Below are 22,763 nucleotides of genomic sequence, written 5' to 3'. Positions count from 1 at the left end.
TTATTGAGGTAGAACCTTAGAACCCAAAACCGGATTATGAATGATCGTAAAATCGATAATATCCGGTGCACTTAATTCGACAAACTGCTCGGCACCGTACTTTCTTAAAAAGATATGGCCCTTATCATTCATCATCGCTTCCATTCGCAGACCTTGGAAATATTTAACTCCACGACCCGAAATTGAGAAAGGCTTATTCGCAAGTGAATATGTCGTAATAGAGTGATCGTCATCAATTTCTTCGTACTTGGATTTGGCCACCTTCAATTCACCAGATTTATTCAACAGGAATAAATCTTCATAGACAATACCGCCCGTTCCCTGCTGCCAGCCCTGTGCATCCTGCAAGCCATCTTTCTTTTCAAAAAGTGGCATTGCCCCGACTGATGTCGACATCATATAAAGGTCACCAGACTCAGTTAAGAACACGTTATCACCGAACTGCGCGAGGAAATATCTCCACAATGGCGGGGCGCTCTTTCTATCAGATTCACCAATGAATGGAACCATTTGCAATTTGCTCTTTCCGTCTAAGAGCTTTGCCGCCAAGACAGTGTTATCTTTCGTCAGCAAAGTGAATGTCGTTCGATTCACGGCACCCGGCAATGTCGAGCGAGAAGCATCATACACCGGCATATCCGTCGGAATCACGCCATCATTATAGAACTGCAAACCTGTGCGGTAAGTCCATGAATACAAATGACGCTGATTTGTGAAGATCATGACTCCGCTATTTCGGAAAGCAAATTCGATACGAGTGATGGATTCCCCAGGAAATTGGAACTTCACTGCAATTGGAGAAAATTTTTGCGTTGTCGGATCTACTACAAACATCTGACCTTTTTTATCAAGAGCGACAAGCACGTCAGTTTTCTTAGCTAACTCCTCTGGAATTTCGTTAAAGCGTGATGCCAAAGTTGTTAAGGCCGTCGACATTAAAAATTCTCTATCGGCACGACTAATATCAATGCCATACAAAGCCAAACCCGCCGCCCACAAGACTTCATAGGAATACGCTCCAGCCGTTCTTCCACTAGTCGAAAATCTTTGATCGCATCCTCCATCAGAGCGTGGAATATCTCCACCGCGACAAAGCACATGACCATCAGCACTGCGAACAGAGTGTCGGGATTCGTGGATCAAGGTTGAAATCGCCGACAGAGGATCCATTCCGAAAAAATAGCCACCGATATAGATTTTCTGTTCAACAGTATTATTATAAGCAATTGATCCAGACTGAGTCAGATCCATCATCATAGCGTTGGAATTCTTTGCGACATAACCAAGCAAATCTTGAAAGTCCGGTCGCACATCGGGCAGCCACGTGGCAGGGGCTTTCATTTTCAACCTATTCATGTAAAGCAGAATTTTGCCAAGAATCGCACGATAGGATTTATCACATGCAACGACTCCGTCCGGTATTGTCAAATGAACCTTCTCGGCCATACTTTGATATTCCGCTTCTGACGGACACGGCAACATATCAAAAGAATTGCTGCTAGGTGCGGATTCAGAGCTCATATCTATTTTCTCAGGAGTCCTTCCAGGGCCCACAAAAAAACCCGTCAGATACCCAAGCACACAGACAAAGAGCAAAAGTGAAAATTTAAAAAGATTATTTCTTCTCATGAAGAGCCTCTTCTAAAATTTCTGATTCACTTGTCGATGCCAGCGCTACCACTCTTGAGTCTAAATGTACGTAGTAAGATTCGCGCTCTGCGCCTGTCAGTGAAGATTTCACGTTTTTAAATGCCTGACGCTTCACCAACCAATTTTCATCTTTGCTATCAAGAACAGCTTTATAGAATGAAACCAATTGTGGCGAAACCACAGAACTCGGGCCACGCTTCAAAGGTACTTGCTGTTCAAGAGCCTTCAGAACACCTAAACGATCCACAACCACAGTTTGATATTGTGCCTGGGTCCCAGGATAGGGCTTCGCAAAGACAGAAATAATTTGTTGCAATGTCACTGAATCCAAGCGAGCCAATGCCTTTTCATCAAAAAGCTGGCGATAAAGTTCGCCACCATGAAGTGACTCCAAAGGCTTTTGATTTAAGTACGGAATCACTGGCTTTGCGCTTGGGGAAATAAAACCTATCAAGGGCTTTTTATTGGAGGGCTTGTCGACTGGAAAATCAGATCGCGGCTCACCTGACGTTGGCTCATTCATTATCGCAGCAGCTATATCTTGAGATGCTACGGAAGATTTCGTTCTCTTTCCCAAGAAATAAAATCCACCAAACATTGCGAAGGCTACGATAATATATGCAAAATTCTTTTTTTCCATCAGGCACTTATCGGAATAAGACAGCTAAACGAATAGAGACCTTAGTCCAAGTTCCTGAATCAAAAAAAGCCAGGCCTCTTACGAGAGCCCGGCTTCGAGGGATGAGGGAGGAGTTGTTAATTCATAGCACCCGGAGAAAAGGGAGCTGAGTTTCCAAGGTCCCTTTTCATAAAGTTAGGAAGTTCAACATCAAGAGCAATTTTCAACACATCATTCACGTTGTCCACAAAGTGGAATTCCATATCCTTCTTGATCTCTTCAGGCACCTCTCTAAGATCCTTTTGATTTTTCTTGCACAAGATCACTTCAGTCACACCGGCTCTGTGGGCAGCGATCACTTTTTCTTTGATGCCGCCAACTGGAAGCACGGAGCCTCTGAGAGAAATCTCGCCAGTCATTGCTAATTTTGGACTGACTGGTTTTTTCAAAAGCTTCGAAGCAATGGAAGTCAACATCGTCACACCGGCGGACGGACCATCTTTAGGGATGGCTCCGGCTGGTACGTGGACGTGGATTTCCTTTTTCGAGAAATCAATGCTTGGATCAAACAATGGCAATCGTGCTTTTAACAAGCTCAATGCAATTTTTGTTGATTCCTGCATCACTTCACCCAACTGTCCCGTCAGCAAAAGCTGTCCATTCCCTGGCATTTCTTCCGTCTCGATGAAGAGAATATCCCCACCAACTGGCGTCCATGCAAGGCCTGTCACAACCCCTGCGGGCAAAACACTTTCAATCATATCGTAAGAGAATCTTTCTGCACCGAAGATCTCATCAAGATCAGCCAAATTCACCGTGATCTTTTCACCTGCGGCTTTCACAATTCTCAAACTCATAAATTTGCAAATCGTTGCGATCTTTCTTTGCAGTTCACGCACTCCAGCTTCACGAGTGTAATCCGTGATCACTTTCGTCAAAGCCTCGTCAGTAATATCCAACTGAGCTTCTTCGATACCGTGCTCTTTTAATTGCTTAGGCCACAAGTGACGTTTCGCAATTTGTTTTTTCTCTTCCATCGTATAGCCGGAAAGCTCGATAACTTCCATGCGATCCAAAAGAGGACCAGGAATTGTTTCAAGCGTATTCGCAGTTGCGATGAACAGAACTTTCGAAAGATCAAACGGAGTATCCAAATAATGATCTTGGAAGCTGCTGTTTTGCTCTGGATCTAAAGTCTCAAGCAAAGCACTTGCAGGATCACCGTTGTAACTTCGAGAAAGCTTATCGATCTCGTCCAGGATGAACACAGGATCGTTTTCACCTGCTTTTTTAATTCCTGAAATAATCCGACCTGGCAATGCACCGATGTAAGTACGTCTATGACCACGGATTTCCGCATCATCACGCACGCCACCCAAAGCAGCACGCACATATTTCTTACCCAAAGCTTTCGCAATACTCTTACCTAAAGAAGTCTTACCAACCCCTGGAGGTCCCACAAACAACAGGATAGAACCTTGGTGGGACTTGCGCAGTTTCATCACCGCCAAGTGTTGCAGAATTCTTTTTTTAATTTTCTCCATGCCAAAGTGATCTTCGTTCAAGATTCTTTCAGCAGCTTCCAAATCGATCTCTTGCTGCTCAGAGGATTTATCCCATGGCAATCCCACCATTAAATCCAGGTGAGTCCGAATGATTTGGTACTCTGGAGACGCCGAGTTCATGCTTTCAAGGCGGCGCAACTGACTTGTCGCCAAATCCAGTGCCTCTTGCGGCATGTTTGCAGCTTTAATTTTCGCTTCATAGTTTTCAAGAGCAGATTTACTATCTTCATCACCCAACTGTTCGCGAATGACACGCATTTGCTCGCGCAGAATACTTTCACGCTGACTTTGATTGATATTTTCAGTCAGCTTGTCGCGAATGCCGATTTGGATTTTGAGTCGCTCTTTTTGTTCCTGCAAAAGATCGAGGATTTTCAGAGCACGCTCTTTAATATCCACCATCTCGAGCAAGTCCTGCTTTTCTTTCAATGAAAAGTCGGCGTGTGCGGCACACACGTTCGTCAAAAGACTCAAATCATCGATATCAGAAATCCATTCTTTCACTCGACGCATGTGTCGGCCCAATAAATCCAAAGTCTCGAATGAAATCTGCTTCAAACTTGCTAGCAAAGCTTCTTGAGTTTTGCCATCAATATTGCTGATATCATCCAAAGCTTCAGTCAAAGCCTCGAACATCCCGTTACTTTGCTGCATTTTCACGACACGAATGCGCTGATTCGCCGTCACAAAAATACTATAGCTTCCATCCTCTTCTTTTTTAAAAGAGTCGATCTTACAAAGCGTACCAATGGTAGGAAGGTCTTCAACCTTCTCAGCATTGATATCGGGATTCTTCTGCGTGAGAAGAACAATCCATTTCTGATTTGCGAGAGCCTTCTGAAGAGATTGAACGCTTTTTTCTCTTCCCACTTTTAATGGCATTGATATGCCTGGGAAAAGAACGGCGTTTCTCAACGGAATAACCGGTACAAAACCAGATACATAAGACATGATTACACCTTTCCCCCACCCCAGCGGTGAGGTCATATTAGAAAAGATGTATTCGTATTTTATTTCGTCAAGGCAGGCTCAGAAAATGAAGTGCCGCTCACTTAGTAGATTACAGCGACATCTTTGATGCGCGACAGATAATATCTTTTGTTGGTCTTGTCCTTATGACAGAAGGCCTGAAGGTAATCTCCATCGGGATTGCGCACAATTCCAATAGGAGTGACTTTGCGGGCCTCACCTTTGGCGGATCCCCCGTCATAGATCATATCTATATCTTTCTTCGTATTTATCGCATCAATAAGAGTGCGCAAAACGGGATCTCGACTAAGGAGAGAATAATCTTTCCACCACAGTTGCTTGCCTTGGCTTTTGATTGCTTGAGCCAAAGTAGCTTGGGCTCCTAATTTTTTGAAGCACTCAAGACCCACAAGTAAGCAAGCTTTCGCATCATCATAAGCGCGATGTGCTTGACCACCATCGATGCCCAAATGCTTCACCAACGTTTGCAGTTTGTGATTGTCGACTCCATGAATAAGTTTGCGCGAAAGAAGGCTTGTGCATAACGCCGGCTCAGGAGGCAACGGCAACGCTGCCTTTTCAAATTCCAAAGCAAGAAATCCTAAATCAAACGGACAGTGATGAGCCATCACAATGCCGCCTTTAAAGAACTCATGAATCTCGACAATTTTTTGGCCCATATTTGGCGCATCAGCCACCATCTCATTGGTGATACCGTGAATGCCAATGATGAATTCACTCATTGCTTCGCGAGGTTTTAAGAGCATTTGCAAGCGACCGATTTCTTCGCCCTGAATTGCCCCATCGGTGTTCAAGTGAAAGCGATATTTCACCGCTCCTAGTTCAACGATGTCATATCCCACGGGATAAGCGCCGCTGGCTTCAGTATCAAAGGCAATATAGGTGTATTCGCTTAAAGGCAGATCTAAATTCATGGTGAGTCAGAATACCCTCTTCACAGCTTTTGGTCCAGTTCCAGAGTCATATCCCCGAGGATTTGTTGGTTTTTCCAATCGCAATGGTTCACAATGAGACGAACTATCTATGCGAAGATACATCGGTTTTATCATAATTTTATTGGGACTCTGCCGCGTTCACGCCGCAGAAAATACTTCACCTACCTTCAAGATGACGGGTGATGTAAGTCTTCTTTCGCAATACGTGGAATACGGTCTGAATCAGTCAGACAAATCTCCTGCACTGCAAGGGTCTTTCTGGTTTAACTTTGGCCCACAGTTTCGCCTAGGTCTTTGGGGCTCCAACACGAACTTCAAGAATAGCGATGACCATTTCAATCTTCGTGCAAATGCCGACGTGAAGGTGGACTTTTCGCAGACGACAAACGCCGTGATTTCTTACAGCGAAAGCCAATATTTCAAAGCCGGTGATCACAACGGGAATATTTTTGGTCTTCATTTAAACTTTTCTGACTTCCACGTGCTTTACGATCACTTGAGCAATTGGGAGGGAACAAAGCATTCCTCTTCACGCTATGCTTTGGGTCTTGATTTTCACCCATGGAATACATGGCTTTGGGAAAATGAAATCGGTTACAACACACCGGATGTAACCACGATCAATCCTTACTTCGATTTTAAAACAGGTCTTGGAACAAAGTTAGGACCGATTTTCCTTGAAGGCTCTGTCACCGCCACTTCCGCAGCAGGTGACTTAGATGGAGAAGGAGATATCTTCTTTATTCTGTCAGCGAAGACGGACTTTTAGCTTCTTCTTTCAAATCTTCGTCTAATTGCTCTTTCAAAGTTTTCTTTGAATGCTCTTCCGCTTTGCGACGAGTGCTGATTTGTTGAACGAAGTTATCGTACACTGACATATCCACTTTCGCTTCACCAAAGAGAGTATCTAGCTTACGCGGTTTGTGACCGTCTGATGTGATTTCTTTTTGTGTGATCTTCACTTTGATAAAGCCGATCAGTTTCTTTGGATCCACTTCACCGCGTTTTTCCTTCACATTAATACCGCCCGTCACATTCACAGAGCTGTTTTCAAGTGAAGCTAAGATCTTATTTCTAACAATGTCATAACGTTGTGACGCCACTTTATTTGCTGTCATCAAGCTTGCATCAGGAACTGCTTGAACAAACAAGCCTGAAGTCACTTTGATATCCGCGTCTTTCAAACCTGTCGTGATGCCTTTGATTTTATCCATGACATTCACGAAGTTTGAATTGGGTTGCGAAGTCCCACGTTCAAACAACATGTAATCAGGAATATCAAAATCAAAACCATCCGGAGTTACCGTTACATTTTTCGCCACATCATTCATTTGATCGGCAAGATACGCAGCCACAACTTTTGCAGACCCCATATCCAAAAGATTCGGAGATTTATTCACTGGCTCCATGAAACTTTGGAATGCTTTCATTGGTTCATTCAGAAGATCCAAGAAAAGTTTTTCCAACGTAATTTCCGCACCGAAGTTTTGGAAATTGTATTCGATCACTGACGGCGTCGAGAAGTAGTCAGAGACTGCTTTCTTCGTCTGCTCACTTTGACCAACAAGCCACATAACCAGGAAGAAGGCCATCAAGGCCGTCATAAAGTCGGCAAGGGCCACCTTCCAGGAACCCCCGTGACCTCCACCGCCTTGGACGATGATCTTTTTGATAACGATCGTCTGTTTCTTCTCTGCCATAATTTAGCCTATGCAGCCTTTTTAATTTCTTTAGTTGCTTTATCTACTTCTGCGAATGACGGACGCTCATCTGGCATGATCGAGCGACGCGCGTACTCTACGCAAACAATCGGTGGAGCTCCACGTTGTAAAGCTACAAGAGCGGCTTTAATACAAGACAAGTAACGACCTTCCGCTTCGATGTCCGCTGCCATTTTCGTAGCAGTCGGCTCGATCAAACCGTAGGCGCAAAATACCCCCAACATCGTACCAACAAGGGCATGGGCTACGTACTCCCCGATAACTTCTGTACCCTCAGTCAAGTGGGACATGGTTTTAACGATACCAAGTACGGCGGCAACGATCCCTAGTCCTGGGAAACCACCGGCAACTGCTGCAACCGCATGTTGCGCTAGATGTTCTTCGGCATGGATACCTTTAATATCTGCATCCAAAAGGTCATCAACGTCATAAGGAGAAAGTTCCGCTGAGAGAGTCACTTTCATCGTGTCGCACAGAAACTCCACCGCATGATGGTTGTGCATAAAGCTTGGGTAGGCTTTAAAGATATCAGACTTTTCCGGTTCCTCGATGTGTTTCTCGATACCTTGAGGCCCCTCTTTTCTAAATACTTGGAAAAGTTGGAACAGCATCTGCATCAATTCGATATAGTCTTTTTTCTGAGGACCCTTCGTAGTCATCGCTTTCAGGGCTAATTTAATACCCATCTTTACGATCTTCATTGGGTTGGCAACAACGTAGGCACCAAAAGCGGCTCCCCCGATGATAACCATCTCTAGAATAGCGGCTTCGATGATGACGTGCATCTTACCGCCACCGGCGATGTAGCCACCGAACACTGTCGCAAATACAATCAATATACCTACAAAACCCATAAGATATGACCTCTCAGTATCTCTATCGGATTGATACGTGTTAGAATTGAGTCATTGGCAAATAAACTTGCCCATGGTCGAGAGAAGGAATAAGAAATTTATATGACACGTACGTTGCAAAAACTTCTCATCGCGATTCCATTAATTTTAGTAAGCATCATCGCTGGCCCAATGGCGTGGGCTGACAGCAATCCTAATGATACAGACCCATTGCTTGCGACAGCCAAGGTACTGCCCTATGACTGGAGTCCAGGTCAGGGTGGCTCTATCGAAATTCAAATGAAGTTGCCTCCCGGCTATCACGCGTACGACGATAAATTTTCTGTCGTAATTCTTGAACCCGATGGCTTCAAAGTAGCACCTTTGAAAATCGAACCTTTAGCGACGTGGTACGACAAGTTTTCAAAGCGTGACCGTCAAGGAGTGAAAGACCAGGCCACATTGACGGCACATATTGAAGCTCCAGATCGTTTCTTAAAAAAATATGACAAAATGATTTTGGAGTTAACTTATCAAGCTTGCTCCGATCAATTCTGTCTTTTCCCTTCAACGAAAAAAATTGAAGTCCCTATCACAACACCGGTTGTTGCTGGAGAAGCCGAACTGACAACTCCTGCACCGTCCCCTGCTGAAACTCCGTCAGGTGGATTTTTTGACACTCACAACTTTAAAAAGTACTTGGGTTCAAGTTTGTTTGCCGGCCTTCTGTTTGTTTTCTTTGCGGGAATTTTCACAAGCTTCACTCCGTGTATCTTCCCGATGATTCCTATTACCCTTGCAGTTCTAGGTAATCACTCTGAACAAAAAAGTCGTTTGCAAAACTTTATTACATCGTTGGTGTATGTCTTAGGTATTGCAACGACGTACTCTTTATTAGGCCTTGTTGCGGCTTCCGGCGGCGGCATGTTCGGTGCAAGTCTTGGCAACCCGTGGGTCTTGAGCGCGATCTGCGTGATCTTCCTAATCATGGCTCTTTCGATGTATGGTCTTTTTGATTTGCAAGTGCCTGCCTTTCTTCGCAATAAGCTGGGCAACGCCTCTATGGAACAAGGCTTCGGTGGAGCTTACTTAACAGGTCTGTTTGCTGGGATCGTCGCAAGTCCTTGCGTCGGCCCGGTGCTTGTTGCGATTTTAACTTACGTTGCTTCCACGCAAAATAAATTGATCGGCTTCTTATTCCTGTTCACATATGCATTGGGACTGGGCTTGATCTTTATCGTTCTGGGGCTATCAAATCAGCTGGCAAAAAAATTGCCTCGCTCGGGCCCGTGGATGATTGCCTTCAAATTTGTTTTAGGCACATTGATGCTTTCGGCCTTCTATTACTATTTGAATTTACTTCTATCAGATCGTTGGTTTGATGGAGCTTTAGCTCTCGGATTGATTGTTGTCGCAAGTGTTTACGGCGCTTTCATGAATGTGAAAAATCGCGGGCCGGCTTCCATGATTCAAAAAGGCTTGATGCAGGCGACATTGATCGTGGGCATCGGCTATCTATGTCTGTCTGTTTTTGATCTTCGCCCCTACATTCACGGCAGAATGATTTCAGATGCACCACTCAATCAAATTCAAACAATGAATTGGAGGCCGTATTCAGAAGAAGCCCTGGCGCAAGCCGCAAAGGATCGCAAACCTGTGATCATTGATTTCTGGGCAGAGTGGTGCGCCGCCTGTCATGAGCTGGAAGAACACACATTCAACAACACTCGTGTTCAAGCCATGGCTGGTAACTTTACACTTTTGAAGTTTGATGCAACCAAAGACAGTGCTCAATTGCGCCAGCTTAAAAAGAAATACAACATTCAAGGTTTGCCGACGGTGCTGTTTATGAATCCAAATGGCGTATGGATTGATGCTCTGACACTGACACAATTTGAAAAGCCCGAGGCGTTCCTAAGCCGCATGGAAAAAGGCGCAAAATAATGAAAGTCATCACCACCATTCTTGTTGTTGCATTTTTGATTATCACTGGTGCGATGATTTCCCTCATTAAAAGAGGAGTCAGTCTTCGCCCCTCGACATTAATCACTCCCTCAGAGGTCAGTGCCAACTTGCAAAACATTTCACATGGCGTTGCCTATCGTCTTTTCCCAGATTTCCAAAGCTATGACCTTTTTGTCGTCGGAGTTCCTGCGGATAATGCTGAACTTCAGCAAATTGCTAAAGACATCAAAGCTCAAGCTGAAGCCTTGCTGAAACAGCCGATTCACGAAGCCGCTGGCAAAGCGGATTTGCAAAACTGCGCAAAGCCTTGTTGGGTCACAGTGACCCCTGATGAAGCGCAAGAGCTGACCCCTGGCAATCCGTATATCGAGCAAACTGTTCTTCCGCTTAATCGCAACTATCTAACGTTGACGCTCACTGAATTCACTGACTACGACCACGGTATTATTTCGCAATGTGAAAATGAAAAGCGTTTGGACTTCCCCTGCTTGAAAGCTTTGTCGATTCAAGAAGCACAAAGAAAAATGAAAGATCCGAAGAAGAGATACTTCTTCTTAAGACAATATCGCGATCACGAACACTTCTTGTTCATTCAAAAAGGTGCATGATAACAAGCCTCTCATATCGTTTGATGAGAGGCCGAATCGCTTTTCGCTATCATTACAGTCGTTTCAGTCGGGCAATTTCCATCTTTGCTTCATTCAAAGCCGTTTGACAGGAAATCATTTGTGCTTCTTTTTCAGCCAAAAGCTTTTGCAGATGGTTCATGCGAACCTCAAAGCTTTTGATCACGTTATTGTGGCGATCCACCATCTCTTGAACTTTTAAATCCAAGCTTTTTCGCTCATTCACACGTTGAGAAAGCTGGGTGATTTTTTGGCCCGCTTCAGTTGCAAGACCGTTGTGGCTTTGCTCTAAACGAGTCAACAACGCTTGCTGGCGCTCAAATTTCGCATTGGTCGTCTTAATCAACTCGTTTACAGTTGAGACGATTTTGTTCATTTGGTCCGCCAAAGTGTGGTTTTGAGACTTCAATTCAAAGATTTGGCGATCCGTGTTCAGATAGTTAGCGCCTGTAGAACTCAATGCCGATGCCGATTCCATGGCTGGGCTTTTCGCAATTTTCTTTTCGCCGAAGAGTTCAGGATTTAATTCTTTATGCATTTTGCGCCCCTCCATAGGACTTTTCGCTTTTCAGTATATTTTTTCTGGACTAAAAATTCAAATGTTCATACGTTGTCTACGAATGAAAAACGTCTCGATGATTGGCTTGAGGAGAAAATGCTAAAAGTAGGTCAGCTGCTCAAATTCGTATCAGATCTAAATCCGCAAAATACGCCGACGCGCTTGTCGTTTTTTAATTTCCTTCGCGGATTCCCTCACGCTGACGACGTTTTGACTCCTGAGTTGATTGAAATGTTCTTCAATTACTGCATGGACTACCCGCACTGGGCCTCGAACAAACAACAACTAGGCCACGAAGTTCAGTTCCTACTTGAGAATTTCAACAGCTTCTATCAGCAAAAGTTTGACCTTTCTAAGGTCCGCTTCCCTCAGCACATGCAATTGCTTGAGATCGAACATTTCTCGGATCTTGTTGACGCAGTGAGTTCATATGTTAAAACCCTCGCAAAAGAAGGCGACAAGTTCCGCATCCTCCCAGATCAGAATAAGCGCGTGGTGGCCATCGTTCTTCGTGCTGACAAGTCTTTGGAAGTTCGTACTTTTGATCGCAAGTTTACGATCCGCAACGGCAAATTAGAGCCTCTCCGCGACGACTTGGTTTTATACTACACTCCGGAATTGGAACTGAGCTCGCACCACACTCACAAAATTGAGGTGGCCCCCTATATCACGGCCCAATTCCGTGTGATGAACGACAAAATATCGGGCGTTTTGATCCGTGGTTACGTTTTCCAAAAACTGGCCGAGATGAAAAACGACTCTTTGCAGGATCAAACCCGCGTTTTGTTCCCTATCAAGCGTCTTGAGCAGTTCTTCTTGGATCGCCGCACTGATCCTTACTACCAAGATCTGATTAGCCAACTTGAAAGAACGGCCGCTCTGGTTCAACAGGGCGACTCCGAGGCTTTGAAATGGGCTAATATCATTCTGGGCAAGGCCGACACGGCTCTGGACAATGTCTTCTTAGGCGATAAATTGTTAACTTTACTCGCTCGAGACCTCCGCCATGCCCTTGGAGAGCACAATCGCAAGAATCTCTCCTCCTCGGCCCTCAGTAGTGATATATTGATCGCTCAACAATTACCTGAGGCTGATGAAGAATGTCTGAAAATAGCTCCACTGAAAGAGTTCGACTTAACAAATTAATCGCGGATAGCGGTTTGGCGTCCCGTCGCCATGCGGATCGCATGATCGAAGAGGGCCAAGTGACTGTAAACGGTAAACGCGTTTACGAGTTGGGTGTTAAAGTCGATCCTACCCACGACAAAATCATTGTAGACGGCAAGCCTTTGCGTAAGCCGCTCACTCAAAAACTATATCTTGTTTTCAATAAACCCACTGGCGTTTTGACAACGATGGAAGATCCAGAAGGTCGTCCAACTGTGGCTGAATATCTTCAAGGCGTTCCGGGCCGTGTATTCCCGGTAGGTCGTCTGGATTGGGATTCTGAAGGCTTGCTTCTTTTGACGAACGACGGTGACTACGCAAACAAAGTCACTCACCCAAAAGAAGAAGTTACTAAAACATATCTTGTGAAATTGGATGGCCAGCCACAGCCTCATCACCTAGAGAAATTGCGCAAAGGCGTATCGATCATCGGCGGCAAAGTGTCTGCTCGTCATGTCGAGAAAATCAAAAAAACCGGCGACAACAAATCTGATAAGTACGAATGGTACAAAATCGTAATCACAGAGGGTAAAAACCGTCAGATCCGTCAGATGTTCGCGAAAATCGGTTTCGACGTTCTAAGACTTCAACGTGTTGCGATCGGTCGCTTGCGTTTGGGCGCTTTAAAAGCCGGCGAGTTGGTTTATATCAACGACGTCGCTGCAAAACGTGTGTTCTTGGCAGATGATCCAGAAGATTTGAAAATCAAAAAAGAGTCTTACAAAGGCCGCGCAACTTCAGAAAAGAAAACTGGCAAGTTGAATGGTCGTGGTAAACCAAAACTTTCCGGCACAAAAGCGTCTCGCGCTTACAAAGCCGCAAACACTGCTAAGAAAAAATCTTAATCGCTATGAAAATCAGCCCACGATTGCGCGGAACAATTGAAATTTCCATTGGCAGCGTGGGTTTTGGTTTTTTAGGTATCTTCGGGAAAATGGCCTTTCAATCAGGCCTATCCGTTGGCGAGTTCCTCTCTTATCGCTTCACTCTTGCAGGTCTATTGATCTGGATTTTTCTTTTGCTCTTTCGCCCCCAATGGGTGCGCTTGAAACCTCGCCAGATTTTTATTGCGGCGATGCTTGGCATCTTTGGTTATGGTTTATTTTCCACTTTGTACTTCAAAGCCATTGAGGGTGTGAGCATCACACTCGCAGCCCTTTTGCTTTACACGTATCCGTTCTGGGTGAATGTGTTCTCGCATTTTTTCACTCATGAAAAAATCTCTGGCAAAGAGGCTGCCTGCCTAGCTGCCGCTTGTGGCGGGCTTTTGCTGTTGTTGTGGGGTCATCTAGAGGTTCATAATTTCTGGGCGATCTTTGCAGGGCTTGGTGCTGGAATCAGTTATGCGATCTATGTTTTGCTTTCAGGTCGTTTACAAAAAAATGTTCGCCCCATTTCTTCAAGTCTTTACGTGATCACTTTCGGTGCGATCGCCTTATCGCTTTTCCATCGCCCCCATTTTGAAACGATCAGAGAGCTGACTCGGGTTCAAGCTTCTAGTATTTTCGGTATTGCGATTATCAGCACAATCATTCCTTTGACTATGGAACTTGCGGCTTTGCAGAAATTGAAAAGCTCGGAAGTAGCGCTGTTGATGATGATTGAGCCTATCACGGCTGCGATTCTTGGAACTCTCATCTTCCATGAAACCCTGAGTGGGCGCCAGCTTTGCGGCGCATTTATTATCGCCATCGCATTGGTTGTAAATACCCTCTCGAAAAAGAATTCCTCCTCGGAGCCGTCATAGATTTTGCGGAAACAACTTTGTTTTTTAATGTCTCATCTTGAGATAATGACTGTCATTTAAGCAAAACCAAGATCCAGAAAGTCGCTCAACATCGATGAGCCTTGATCTCAGAATGAGAAAGCTCAAAGAATTCCCACATCTGCCGATAAGTGATACATCAGAACGTTTCTTCGAGATTGTTTCGGGAGGGTTTCGGTATGATGAAGTTAGCACTGGCCGCATTGATGTTATTAGCAACTGGCTGTTCTATGGACGCCACTCTTCAATCATTAACAAATTCCGTTGCAACAAAACTGCAAGACCCGGCGAAGACTACCGGTCTCGTTTCGGGGTCTACTCAAACAGGTACTGCATCTGGCGGCGGCGGGAACTCCTACAAAGTGCAAAGCACGGTGGGTTCTTACATGTCTGGTATCGAACAGACAACTTCTGATGGCTCGTACAAAGTTTATAGTTCTGTACAAGGTGCTATCGTTTCTAACTCGAATTAATTACCCGACTCTCTTTTCTTCGATCCCATCGACGGAGGCATTACTTCCGGAGCCTTCGGCTTAACTACGACTTTTGCAGGCATAGAAGCCGGTAACTCTCTCTTAATCTCTTCCGGACGAGCATGTGCAAAACGCAAATGACTTGGGATCTTCTTTATCTGAGCCTTATCTGGCCACACAAAACGATTTTGAAAGCCCCAGGCCTGAAATCCACCTGTCAATTCATACAATGGCAATGAACTGTTCAGCATCCCCGCCACCTTCGCAGGTTTTGGATCCAAGCTATTTGAACCTATAAGAACAATGCTCTTCACCTGAGGACGTGCCGCTAACTCTTTTTTAACTTCCGCCACATAGAAGTCACCGTCTTCACTGCCTTGCTCTTCTTTCGAATTGATTCGCACGGAACCAGGAATAAGACCGTGGGCTACTTTGGGATTGCGACAATCGACAAGCAATACAGTGTCCTTTTCAGATTTCATTTTGTTCTTCAAATCGTCTGGTGAAATCCTCTTGCCCACCGGCTGAGGCAACGTCATCGATGGAAAAGATTTGATAACGGCAGCAATCCCACCAGCAACAATAGAGATATTCGTATAACCGTTTAACGCCAAATTAGACGCCAAATTGTAAGGACCATGATCATACTCATCACGGCCGATCAAAACCACCGGAGCACTCTTATCGACTTTTAGCTTCGAAGCATCATCGATTTTTGATAGCTCAAGAATATTTCTATGAAACCCCGAAACGCCAATACCTGCTTTAACTGACTGAAAAGGAAAAGGTCTTTCGTCTCTTTCACTGGGTGGGCGCACGTCCACCAAAATGGCATCTCCGCTGTCCCGCATCGCTCGGAATGTTTCGGCATTAATGAATTTTGCTCGTGCATGAACATTTGGAGTTTTGGGCCAATAAGACGGAGCATCTTCAATACGATCTTTATGGATCTTGAGAATCACCCACTTTTCAGTGAGCAGTCCCGCAAATGCTTTTTCCGTAGAATCGAAATATTTATTGATCTCGGCTCTTCTCTCCTCGTCCGTAGTCTCGTTCAGGAATTGTTTTCTAATGTCTTTTAGACTTGGTACAACCATAGATTCTTCGATATCACCTTGCATCTGCACCAACGGAAGCCACGGGAAGGATCTTGCTCCGTTGTATTCAAAGAAAATGAAATTCATATCATTTCGTTTTCCAAAACAACTTGCGTATCTCTGAGGAATCGCTATTCGCTGGCTTGAGTATCTATAGAAAAGTCGCAAAGCCCCTGCTGGCAAAATCGAATAATCTTGCTCGTCGGGACACAACGGATTGAGGTTCGTTGCTTCATTTGTAGAAGCAACTGTACCCGGGCTGGAAGTCGCCTCGGTTGGCGCAACAGTTGGCTGCACTGCTGCTGCGGCCGAAGCCGTCGGTTGTTCAGCGGGCGTAACAACAGCCATCACTGGCTCGTGAGCCGGAGTGTAGGAAGTTGAACGTCGATGTAAAATCAGGATGGCAGCGATAAACAGGATGGCAAAAACGATCAGAGGATTTTTTCTAATGAATTCTGTCATGACTAATTATATCCTGTTTTTCGCCAAGGGGGCAAACATGCTTTTAAGGATCGCAATCCTGGCTATTTCTTTTGGCCTGGTACTGGGGACAAGTTCTCATTCTGACGCAAAAACGCTGAACGTAAAAATTCACTTCAGCTATGACAAGACTCCACTCAGAATCGAACTCTATGACGTCAATCCGCTATTCAAATATTCCATCGCCAAGACAGTCATAACCTCTGATATCAAAACCGCTCCATTACAAAAAAAAATTTCCTCGTCCCTCTCCTTCGCCAAAGGCGAGGATGAAAAAACTTTCGCATTAGTTGTTCATAACTCTACGGACCAGACCCGCTATTTCTTTGCGGTTCCCCATACGAATCATCCCGGTGCTGGCTCCATGGGACTTTTGTTTGAGTGCCTTTGCAATCACCACGTTTATAAAGTCCCCGCTCACTACTACTGGTATAGAATTGTTCGTTTGAAAGCGGAACCCGATGATCCCAATCTTAAAAATCTAAGCTCGGTGACTATTGATCATCAATTCGTCGAAGTGAGTGAGGCAGACGTCAAAAAGAAGTACCTGAGCGTGCTTTACGAGCAAGACGAAGATATAAAGGCAGAGGGAAAATCGAAATGAGATACCTAATCTTACTTCTATTGGCCGTCACCATTCATGCCCATGCCGGCAGTTCGCAAACTTTCAAATTGGCTTTTAAAAACACAGGTGGCCTAGACCTTCAGTATGAAACCTATGACCTGCCACTCATTTTTAAAGATAAAGTTGGAACGAATGGATCGATCACGGACATTCGCCAACTGACTCCAATTAAAAAATTAAAGAATGACGAGCTGACCCTAGGCGAAAACGAGACAAAGCTTATTGGCTTAGTTGTTCGAAGTAAAAGCCATAAGGCCTATGATTTCTTCGTAGCCCCTCATAGCACCAATCAACCGCAGGCGACCTTGGATTTCAAATTCAATTGCCTCTGCTATCATCACGTCTATCACCTTGAAAAAGGTAAGATGTGGTATCGTGTGATGGAGTTACAAAATACAGTTCTTGCGAAAGCAGGAAAAACTATCGTCTTATCTCACGAATTTATTCCATGGGACGGAACGAAAGACAAAGAGCCACAGGACTCTTCGGAATCTGAACACCATCACTAGTTACAAGGCCGAGGGGCGAAAGCAATAGTTCGACTTTCATCGCTTTCGAAGAAATGCGCCTGATAATTCAGTTGAACCTCGTCCCCTGATTTTCCGATTTTTTCACATAAAAACTTTTGCAGCTGCCTGCGCACGGGAAATGCCTCAGTACGCCGAAGATTGTACAAATATTTGTATTCGTGTTGTGAATCCCTTAAAGAAAGAATCTTTTTAATTCCTTCTTCATCGACTTTCAAGGTACTGCCATTTGGACCTTTCACAATAGCCTCCCAGCGTCCCGTCAACGGCGGTGGGGGCGCAAACATATTCCAGTTGTGGACAAAAACTATATTAGCGTGATCCGCAAATGCTGCTAATTCGTCAGCTCTGCGAACACCCCAAAATCCTAGAAGACATAAGCAAAGACCGATTACATTTCGCCAGCTCCAAGAATAGTTATTTTCCGGAACAGGCTCTGACGTTTCAATTTTTCCCCATAATAAGATCTGCAAAGACAGAAATGGCACAGACAACCAGCTAAGATCCATTAATGCATTTGCACCGACGTGATAAGCTACTGTCGAGGCCCAGAAAACATACTTCAGTTTTCGATGGCGCGGATGAATCCACGGGGAAAAAGCCGAAACCAAAACTAAAAGTAAAGCTATATGGTTCAAGATGACAACAGCACGAGAATTCGCGAAAGAATCCATCGCAAATCTTGCAAGCTCTTGATGTCTTAAGGTGTCCCGAAGCCCCTCGCCCGTGATCCAGCGACTTTGCAATTTGAAATAGAAATTCTGAAAGTAGATGATCGAATATAATATATAGAGGGCCAGTAAGTCCCCCACCTTAATTTTGGAATGATCATTCTTCTTCCATTTTACTGCGGGCGTCAATGCGGCAAATAGGCATAATGCCCCCAATAAGCTATCTCCAGCATTGGTGAAAAAGAAATTTCTTTTGCGCAGAAATGCCTCGATCAGGAAAAGAAAAAAGAACGCTACGTTCTGACTGCGCATTGATAGAACGGCAATGATAGCTATCAAAGCCTGAAGGCCGATCAGTAAAACGCCATAGCTTTCACCGAAACTATAAAGACCATTTGGATAAAAGGACTTCAGTAGCTGGTCTGGGAAAAGTCCGTTATCAAAAAAAATCGCGTTTCGATCCAAGAACCACAGAAAGGCCTGATAAAGACTCAAGCCCGCCAATAGATATTTAAAAACCACTAAGGGCTTATCTGAAATCCGGCTCGAAAAATCTGAGGGCTTAATAAATAGTGATTTCATCAAAAGAAAATATAGTGCAAAGCACTCATGATGACAAACATAGCAATCACCAGTAGCCAGGCCCGTCTTCGATTCGATTTTGGAAGATAGCGGTCTAGTTTGAGGCCTCCGTAAACCAAAAATGCATGGCCGGCAAAGAAGGCCATCTTTCGTATGAACAGCCGCGAGATATGACTTTCCATACTAAAAACGACAAACTCTGAATTGCGTGCTCCCAAATGAATAAACATGGTTGCAACAAACGACAGCATGACGGCTAAAAAACTGTTTCTAGTTTTTTTGTAAACCGGAAAAAACACGAAGCGGAAATACCACTCATAAAATAAGAAATTCCAGCGACGCCAGCGATCTTGCGGGGTTGTCGCAAGCAGTGGCGTATCGTAAGGCTCGGGAATAGCTAACCCCATCCACCACAGCAATGAAACTGGAATGATGATGTTTGAAAAACTAAAAGTATAATAATAGAGGTAAGACAAAGCCCCACCTAGACTCTGACGGACTCCGGGGAAAGAGGCCTCTGCATAAAGCATCATTCTTAGCTTTTGAAAAAAGAATGTAACCGTCAGCGACCCCAGCCCTAAGCATAGATAAACGATCGCTTTACCACGCAGCTCTTGAAGCTTGTCATCAGAACTCTTATTCCACACCTCTATTGGAACGGGTAATGGCGTGATAAAGTTCGTCGGGGTTAAAATATAACTCCAAAACTTTGTCTTCTTGAGTTCTGGAAGACTATTTTTTCCTACCCCAACCGCCATATACGAGAAAGTGAAAACATATCTTAGAGGTTGAGTAATCCAAAAACTTTCAGAGAAATAGCCCTCATAGCTTGTGATCTTTAAATACATGACAATCAGGAGCTCGGTCGCGAAGAAGAACAGCACTTTCAAAGATGCAGGCACTCGACGTATCAAAATTAGAATCAGGATATTAAATGAGACGACGAATAGAGTTGTAATCCTCATGAGTTTCGGAATGTACATGGGGTCGGCATAGGACAGGATTCGAGGCAACAGTACCAATAACAAGCCAAATACCAGCAGTAAACGGTAGTGAATGCTCTTAATGCTTAGTGCTTCAAATACAAAGTTCCCCGTGCCGAACAAAACCACCACACTAGGAATGATCCAGAAATAGCGCGCTTCAAAAAAAGATGTATGGCTATTATTGAGAACTGGATTTATCGTTAATAGATATAAGAACACTCCATAGAGCAAACTGAGAAGAAGCAGGACGGAGTTTCCGAACCTCCGTGTAACTCTGGACATTCTCATGCTTTGTTCGGCAAGGAATGAATTGATAGCAAAGCGCACACTCTCTGGAGTCAGAGTTCGATCTGATTCTGAATGATGACTTGCTAACTTGGACTCCATAAGACGAGATTATATGATGGAAAAAGACATTTCAAATTACTTTCAAAAATTCCATTCCGACCTTTGCTTCGATAATCTACATACGATGTATCCGACGACAATGAAAAGCTTTGTCGGCACAAAGTCTGTTTCACTTAGAAATCAAGTTTCTACCTTCTATGGATTTGTTTACGAAGGCACCTACCAGCTTCGCTACAACGACAAGATTACAACAACACTTGTAGCGAATTCTTTCTTCTCGTGCCCTGGCAATTGCACACTGGAACCCGCCGGCGAAAACTGCAAAGCCTTTGTCATTGAACGCCATGGCTATCGGGGTTTGTTTCAGGTCGGTGTCGTTGAAGAACCCGATGGACGTCTTTGTTATATCGATAACGCGAGCACGACGATTCTGATTCCACCTCCCCGTCTAGGGGATCCAGTTTTAAACTATCTGGCATTTCCCCCGAACGTCATTCAGACCACGCACATTCATCCAACGATCCGTCTAGGTCTTGCCTTCGCCGGAGAAGGCGAATGCGTTCTAGGCGATGGAAAGAAGATCCCTCTGACTCCAGGGACTTTATTCTGCCTTCCAGAAAGAATGGTGCACAGCTTTAATAGTTTTGCAGAAGGCTTAAAAATTATTGCCTTCCATCCTGACTCGGATGTTGGTCCCACAGACTCTTCCCACCCGATGTTGAGCCGAACTTACAAGGTCGAGTAATGTCGTTATTAAGAAGCTTTGAGGGAAAAGATTTTTCTGCACAGAAATTCAATTTCATTCAAAGTTCTTTTAAGGACTCTTATGAGTCGATCATCTCTAGAAAAGGCCCCGCTCCCTTCGTAAAGTTTTACCGAAGCGATAGCCAAACCATCGAAAAATCATTTGAACAGTTTGATCGTGACGTTCGAAAAGTAGCCGGCAACTTACAAAAGTCCTACCCCATCGGTTCGATTATCGCGACTTTGTCTGAAAACTCTTATGAGCTCATGGTTTATATCTGTGCGACATTAATGAGTGGCTTTTCTTTTTGTCCGTTAAATCCGAATGATTCCTTCGAGCGCACTCAAGAAAAACTCACTCAGCTCGGATCGAATGTCCAATTGATTCGCGACCTCGTGGTTCCCGATTCAGATGCGAAAGATGTACTGTTCGATAGAGACAACCTCCCCACGCCCGAAGTTTTTATCTATATTTTCACCAGTGGATCGACGGGAAAGTCCAAGGTGGTTGAACAGCTAGAAAAAGGCCTTCTTTCCAATGTCGAAGCCCTGGCTCGGCATCATCAACTTTCCTTAGACCAGCAGACTGTGATTGCGACTCCTCTTCCGCTCTTTCACGTAAACGCGTTGGAGTTTTCATTTATTACAGCTCTTCTGACCGGCCAACGACTAGTATGCTATCAAGGCTTCGATCTGCTTCAGACACTTAAAAGTTTGGAAGAAGATCGGGTTGAGATCTACTCTGCGGTTCCTCACGTTTACAATTTGATTGGTATGGGGCTTAAAAAACTTAAAGCTTTGAATATCCCACGATTTCGCTATTTTTTATCGGCGGCATCTCCTCTGCCTTTGTTGACACTGGAAAAATTCGCGCTAGAAGGCTTTCGCATTTTACAGGGTTACGGACTTTCTGAAGCCATTAATTTTTCTTTGACGACACCTCCTGATTTAAGCGCCGAAAAAATCCTAAGCCTTGCGAAAGCTGGCGGCAGACCCAGTGCCGGAATTCCACTTTGGGGAAATGATGTTCTTGTCCTGGATCAAGGGCGTCCTCTGCAGGAAAAAGAAGAGGGCGACATTGCCGTGCGCGGCCTCAATGTTATGCGTGGTTATAAAGATGATCTAAAACGTGACTATTTTCAAAACGACTATTTAATGACGGGTGATCGCGGATTCTTTATCTACGACATGGAATCCCAACGAAAATTTCTTTATATCTCGGGCCGGACCAAGGACATTGTAAAAAAATACGGTTCGACTCTTTCGTTAGTCGAGATGGACGAACTTCTTTTGAAAGAGCTACCTGACAACAGCGATGGCATTTCGGTCGGCCTTGAAAGCTTGGTTGCGGGCGAAGACTTTGCGTTCATTCTTAAAGGGTGTTCAAAAAAAGATGCGGAAATTATGGTTCAAAAAATTGCACGCACTTGGTCAAGACATCATAAGCCTTTGCTTGTGCTTATAACTCAAAGTGAAATTCGCACGTCTAGTGGTAAACCGATACGATGGCAATTCAAAGAGATCTGTTCTAAGGTTAAAGCTCCACGTCACAATGGAGATATTTCCGTGATCTTAGAGGAAGAAGTTTCATGAGCGGTACTAATCTAGAAGAAACACTTATTCCACTGTTGAAAGAGTACAAGGTAAATCCGAACTCCCCCCTTCCCTACTACAAACAGCTCGAGAGTATACAGCTTGTCGAACTAATCATCCGCCTCGAGCAAGTGTTTCAAATTGAGATCACAGCTTTGGACTATAAGCCAGAGCATTTCACAAATAATTCTACTATCCTAAATTTGATTCAGGGTCTAAAATTAAAAGAAAGCTAAAAGAGG

General features: G+C 44.4%; 22 protein-coding genes. 12 read left to right on the top strand and 10 right to left on the bottom strand.

The features are described from left to right. The 4 genes from VF412_RS01620 to VF412_RS01605 form a co-directional block, all read right to left on the bottom strand. Positions 1–1,521 (bottom strand): hypothetical protein, encoded by a 1,521-nt coding sequence (locus VF412_RS01620; protein WP_331337447.1) that lies wholly within the window; start codon positions 1,519–1,521, stop codon positions 1–3. A 94-nt stretch (positions 1,522–1,615) separates the two neighbouring features. Continuing rightward, the gene (locus VF412_RS01615; protein WP_331337446.1) at positions 1,616–2,290 is read right to left on the bottom strand and encodes a hypothetical protein; all 675 of its coding nucleotides are present in this window, start codon (positions 2,288–2,290) and stop codon (positions 1,616–1,618) included. Between the two features lie 116 nt (positions 2,291–2,406). Further along, the gene (gene lon, locus VF412_RS01610; RefSeq protein ID WP_331337445.1) at positions 2,407–4,785 is read right to left on the bottom strand and encodes an endopeptidase La; all 2,379 of its coding nucleotides are present in this window, start codon (positions 4,783–4,785) and stop codon (positions 2,407–2,409) included. A 101-nt stretch (positions 4,786–4,886) separates the two neighbouring features. Next, positions 4,887–5,738, bottom strand: a complete 852-nt coding sequence (locus VF412_RS01605) for an exonuclease domain-containing protein (protein WP_331337444.1) — start codon at positions 5,736–5,738, stop codon at positions 4,887–4,889. A 109-nt stretch (positions 5,739–5,847) separates the two neighbouring features. Between VF412_RS01605 and VF412_RS01600 the strand changes: the two genes are divergently transcribed. Next, the gene (locus VF412_RS01600) at positions 5,848–6,528 is read left to right on the top strand and encodes a TorF family putative porin (protein WP_331337443.1); all 681 of its coding nucleotides are present in this window, start codon (positions 5,848–5,850) and stop codon (positions 6,526–6,528) included. On the opposite strand, the gene VF412_RS01595 is transcribed toward VF412_RS01600, so the two are convergent. Together VF412_RS01595 and motA are read right to left on the bottom strand one after the other, a co-directional pair. Continuing rightward, positions 6,500–7,459, bottom strand: a complete 960-nt coding sequence (locus VF412_RS01595) for a flagellar motor protein MotB (protein ID WP_331337442.1) — start codon at positions 7,457–7,459, stop codon at positions 6,500–6,502. The two genes, VF412_RS01600 and VF412_RS01595, sit on opposite strands and share 29 nt — an antisense overlap. A gap of 8 nt (positions 7,460–7,467) precedes the next feature. Then, complete coding sequence (gene motA, locus VF412_RS01590; RefSeq protein WP_331337441.1) at positions 7,468–8,334, bottom strand: flagellar motor stator protein MotA; 867 nt, start codon at positions 8,332–8,334, stop codon at positions 7,468–7,470. A gap of 102 nt (positions 8,335–8,436) precedes the next feature. On the opposite strand from motA, the gene VF412_RS01585 reads away from it, so the two are divergent. Together VF412_RS01585 and VF412_RS01580 are read left to right on the top strand one after the other, a co-directional pair. After that, entirely contained in the window at positions 8,437–10,257 is a 1,821-nt protein-coding gene (locus VF412_RS01585; RefSeq protein ID WP_331337440.1) for a protein-disulfide reductase DsbD, read from the top strand. Then, the gene (locus VF412_RS01580) at positions 10,257–10,886 is read left to right on the top strand and encodes a hypothetical protein (RefSeq protein ID WP_331337439.1); all 630 of its coding nucleotides are present in this window, start codon (positions 10,257–10,259) and stop codon (positions 10,884–10,886) included. The genes VF412_RS01585 and VF412_RS01580 overlap by 1 nt, the downstream gene beginning before the upstream one ends. A gap of 52 nt (positions 10,887–10,938) precedes the next feature. On the opposite strand, the gene VF412_RS01575 is transcribed toward VF412_RS01580, so the two are convergent. Continuing rightward, entirely contained in the window at positions 10,939–11,442 is a 504-nt protein-coding gene (locus tag VF412_RS01575; RefSeq protein ID WP_331337438.1) for a hypothetical protein, read from the bottom strand. Between the two features lie 117 nt (positions 11,443–11,559). On the opposite strand from VF412_RS01575, the gene VF412_RS01570 reads away from it, so the two are divergent. From VF412_RS01570 to VF412_RS01555, 4 genes are all read left to right on the top strand, one after another. Beyond that, positions 11,560–12,609 (top strand): hypothetical protein, encoded by a 1,050-nt coding sequence (locus VF412_RS01570; protein WP_331337437.1) that lies wholly within the window; start codon positions 11,560–11,562, stop codon positions 12,607–12,609. After that, positions 12,564–13,475, top strand: coding sequence for a pseudouridine synthase (locus VF412_RS01565; protein WP_331337436.1), 912 nt, complete (start codon positions 12,564–12,566; stop codon positions 13,473–13,475). Before VF412_RS01570 ends, VF412_RS01565 begins: the two co-directional genes overlap by 46 nt. 5 nt (positions 13,476–13,480) lie before the next feature. Beyond that, positions 13,481–14,377 (top strand): DMT family transporter, encoded by an 897-nt coding sequence (locus VF412_RS01560; RefSeq protein WP_331337435.1) that lies wholly within the window; start codon positions 13,481–13,483, stop codon positions 14,375–14,377. A 197-nt stretch (positions 14,378–14,574) separates the two neighbouring features. Beyond that, entirely contained in the window at positions 14,575–14,868 is a 294-nt protein-coding gene (locus VF412_RS01555) for a hypothetical protein (RefSeq protein ID WP_331337434.1), read from the top strand. Here VF412_RS01555 and VF412_RS01550 read toward each other — a convergent pair. Next, positions 14,865–16,427: a rhodanese-like domain-containing protein gene (locus tag VF412_RS01550; RefSeq protein WP_331337433.1), complete on the bottom strand. Its 1,563-nt coding sequence runs from the start codon at positions 16,425–16,427 to the stop codon at positions 14,865–14,867. The two genes, VF412_RS01555 and VF412_RS01550, sit on opposite strands and share 4 nt — an antisense overlap. Before the next feature lie 37 nt (positions 16,428–16,464). Between VF412_RS01550 and VF412_RS01545 the strand changes: the two genes are divergently transcribed. Then, complete coding sequence (locus tag VF412_RS01545) at positions 16,465–17,049, top strand: hypothetical protein (protein ID WP_331337432.1); 585 nt, start codon at positions 16,465–16,467, stop codon at positions 17,047–17,049. Then, on the top strand, positions 17,046–17,579 hold the full coding sequence (locus VF412_RS01540) for a hypothetical protein (RefSeq protein WP_331337431.1): 534 nt from the start codon (positions 17,046–17,048) through the stop codon (positions 17,577–17,579). The genes VF412_RS01545 and VF412_RS01540 overlap by 4 nt, the downstream gene beginning before the upstream one ends. Here VF412_RS01540 and VF412_RS01535 read toward each other — a convergent pair. Next, positions 17,576–18,850 carry a hypothetical protein gene (locus tag VF412_RS01535; protein ID WP_331337430.1) on the bottom strand — a complete coding sequence of 425 codons (1,275 nt, stop codon included), beginning with the start codon at positions 18,848–18,850 and terminating at the stop codon, positions 17,576–17,578. The two genes, VF412_RS01540 and VF412_RS01535, sit on opposite strands and share 4 nt — an antisense overlap. Then, positions 18,850–20,223, bottom strand: coding sequence for a hypothetical protein (locus VF412_RS01530; protein WP_331337429.1), 1,374 nt, complete (start codon positions 20,221–20,223; stop codon positions 18,850–18,852). Before VF412_RS01530 ends, VF412_RS01535 begins: the two co-directional genes overlap by 1 nt. Positions 20,224–20,236: 13 nt before the next feature. Here VF412_RS01530 and VF412_RS01525 point away from each other — a divergent pair, with 13 nt between their 5' ends. Genes VF412_RS01525 through VF412_RS01515 form a run of 3 tightly spaced genes read left to right on the top strand, consistent with a single transcriptional unit; the run spans position 20,237 to position 22,757 of the window. After that, positions 20,237–20,929 carry a cupin domain-containing protein gene (locus VF412_RS01525; protein ID WP_331337428.1) on the top strand — a complete coding sequence of 231 codons (693 nt, stop codon included), beginning with the start codon at positions 20,237–20,239 and terminating at the stop codon, positions 20,927–20,929. Continuing rightward, positions 20,929–22,521, top strand: coding sequence for a class I adenylate-forming enzyme family protein (locus VF412_RS01520; protein ID WP_331337427.1), 1,593 nt, complete (start codon positions 20,929–20,931; stop codon positions 22,519–22,521). The genes VF412_RS01525 and VF412_RS01520 overlap by 1 nt, the downstream gene beginning before the upstream one ends. Further along, positions 22,518–22,757: a hypothetical protein gene (locus VF412_RS01515; protein ID WP_331337426.1), complete on the top strand. Its 240-nt coding sequence runs from the start codon at positions 22,518–22,520 to the stop codon at positions 22,755–22,757. Before VF412_RS01520 ends, VF412_RS01515 begins: the two co-directional genes overlap by 4 nt. Positions 22,758–22,763 lie beyond the last annotated feature (6 nt).

Source organism: Bdellovibrio sp. (assembly GCF_036384735.1).
Taxonomy (GTDB): domain Bacteria; phylum Bdellovibrionota; class Bdellovibrionia; order Bdellovibrionales; family Bdellovibrionaceae; genus Bdellovibrio.
Note: the sequence above shows the minus strand (reverse complement) of the source record. Positions and strands in the feature narration are given on the sequence as shown.

What these genes read in the sequence shown, in the direction of transcription:
- VF412_RS01620 (WP_331337447.1), bottom strand. Translation starts at nt 1,521, where the DNA reads ATGAGCTCTGAATCCGCACCTAGCAGCAATTCTTTTGATATGTTGCCG.
- VF412_RS01615 (WP_331337446.1), bottom strand. Translation starts at nt 2,290, where the DNA reads ATGGAAAAAAAGAATTTTGCATATATTATCGTAGCCTTCGCAATGTTT.
- lon (WP_331337445.1), bottom strand. Translation starts at nt 4,785, where the DNA reads ATGTCTTATGTATCTGGTTTTGTACCGGTTATTCCGTTGAGAAACGCC.
- VF412_RS01605 (WP_331337444.1), bottom strand. Translation starts at nt 5,738, where the DNA reads ATGAATTTAGATCTGCCTTTAAGCGAATACACCTATATTGCCTTTGAT.
- VF412_RS01600 (WP_331337443.1), top strand. Translation starts at nt 5,848, where the DNA reads ATGCGAAGATACATCGGTTTTATCATAATTTTATTGGGACTCTGCCGC.
- VF412_RS01595 (WP_331337442.1), bottom strand. Translation starts at nt 7,459, where the DNA reads ATGGCAGAGAAGAAACAGACGATCGTTATCAAAAAGATCATCGTCCAA.
- motA (WP_331337441.1), bottom strand. Translation starts at nt 8,334, where the DNA reads ATGGGTTTTGTAGGTATATTGATTGTATTTGCGACAGTGTTCGGTGGC.
- VF412_RS01585 (WP_331337440.1), top strand. Translation starts at nt 8,437, where the DNA reads ATGACACGTACGTTGCAAAAACTTCTCATCGCGATTCCATTAATTTTA.
- VF412_RS01580 (WP_331337439.1), top strand. Translation starts at nt 10,257, where the DNA reads ATGAAAGTCATCACCACCATTCTTGTTGTTGCATTTTTGATTATCACT.
- VF412_RS01575 (WP_331337438.1), bottom strand. Translation starts at nt 11,442, where the DNA reads ATGCATAAAGAATTAAATCCTGAACTCTTCGGCGAAAAGAAAATTGCG.
- VF412_RS01570 (WP_331337437.1), top strand. Translation starts at nt 11,560, where the DNA reads ATGCTAAAAGTAGGTCAGCTGCTCAAATTCGTATCAGATCTAAATCCG.
- VF412_RS01565 (WP_331337436.1), top strand. Translation starts at nt 12,564, where the DNA reads ATGTCTGAAAATAGCTCCACTGAAAGAGTTCGACTTAACAAATTAATC.
- VF412_RS01560 (WP_331337435.1), top strand. Translation starts at nt 13,481, where the DNA reads ATGAAAATCAGCCCACGATTGCGCGGAACAATTGAAATTTCCATTGGC.
- VF412_RS01555 (WP_331337434.1), top strand. Translation starts at nt 14,575, where the DNA reads ATGATGAAGTTAGCACTGGCCGCATTGATGTTATTAGCAACTGGCTGT.
- VF412_RS01550 (WP_331337433.1), bottom strand. Translation starts at nt 16,427, where the DNA reads ATGACAGAATTCATTAGAAAAAATCCTCTGATCGTTTTTGCCATCCTG.
- VF412_RS01545 (WP_331337432.1), top strand. Translation starts at nt 16,465, where the DNA reads ATGCTTTTAAGGATCGCAATCCTGGCTATTTCTTTTGGCCTGGTACTG.
- VF412_RS01540 (WP_331337431.1), top strand. Translation starts at nt 17,046, where the DNA reads ATGAGATACCTAATCTTACTTCTATTGGCCGTCACCATTCATGCCCAT.
- VF412_RS01535 (WP_331337430.1), bottom strand. Translation starts at nt 18,850, where the DNA reads ATGAAATCACTATTTATTAAGCCCTCAGATTTTTCGAGCCGGATTTCA.
- VF412_RS01530 (WP_331337429.1), bottom strand. Translation starts at nt 20,223, where the DNA reads ATGGAGTCCAAGTTAGCAAGTCATCATTCAGAATCAGATCGAACTCTG.
- VF412_RS01525 (WP_331337428.1), top strand. Translation starts at nt 20,237, where the DNA reads ATGATGGAAAAAGACATTTCAAATTACTTTCAAAAATTCCATTCCGAC.
- VF412_RS01520 (WP_331337427.1), top strand. Translation starts at nt 20,929, where the DNA reads ATGTCGTTATTAAGAAGCTTTGAGGGAAAAGATTTTTCTGCACAGAAA.
- VF412_RS01515 (WP_331337426.1), top strand. Translation starts at nt 22,518, where the DNA reads ATGAGCGGTACTAATCTAGAAGAAACACTTATTCCACTGTTGAAAGAG.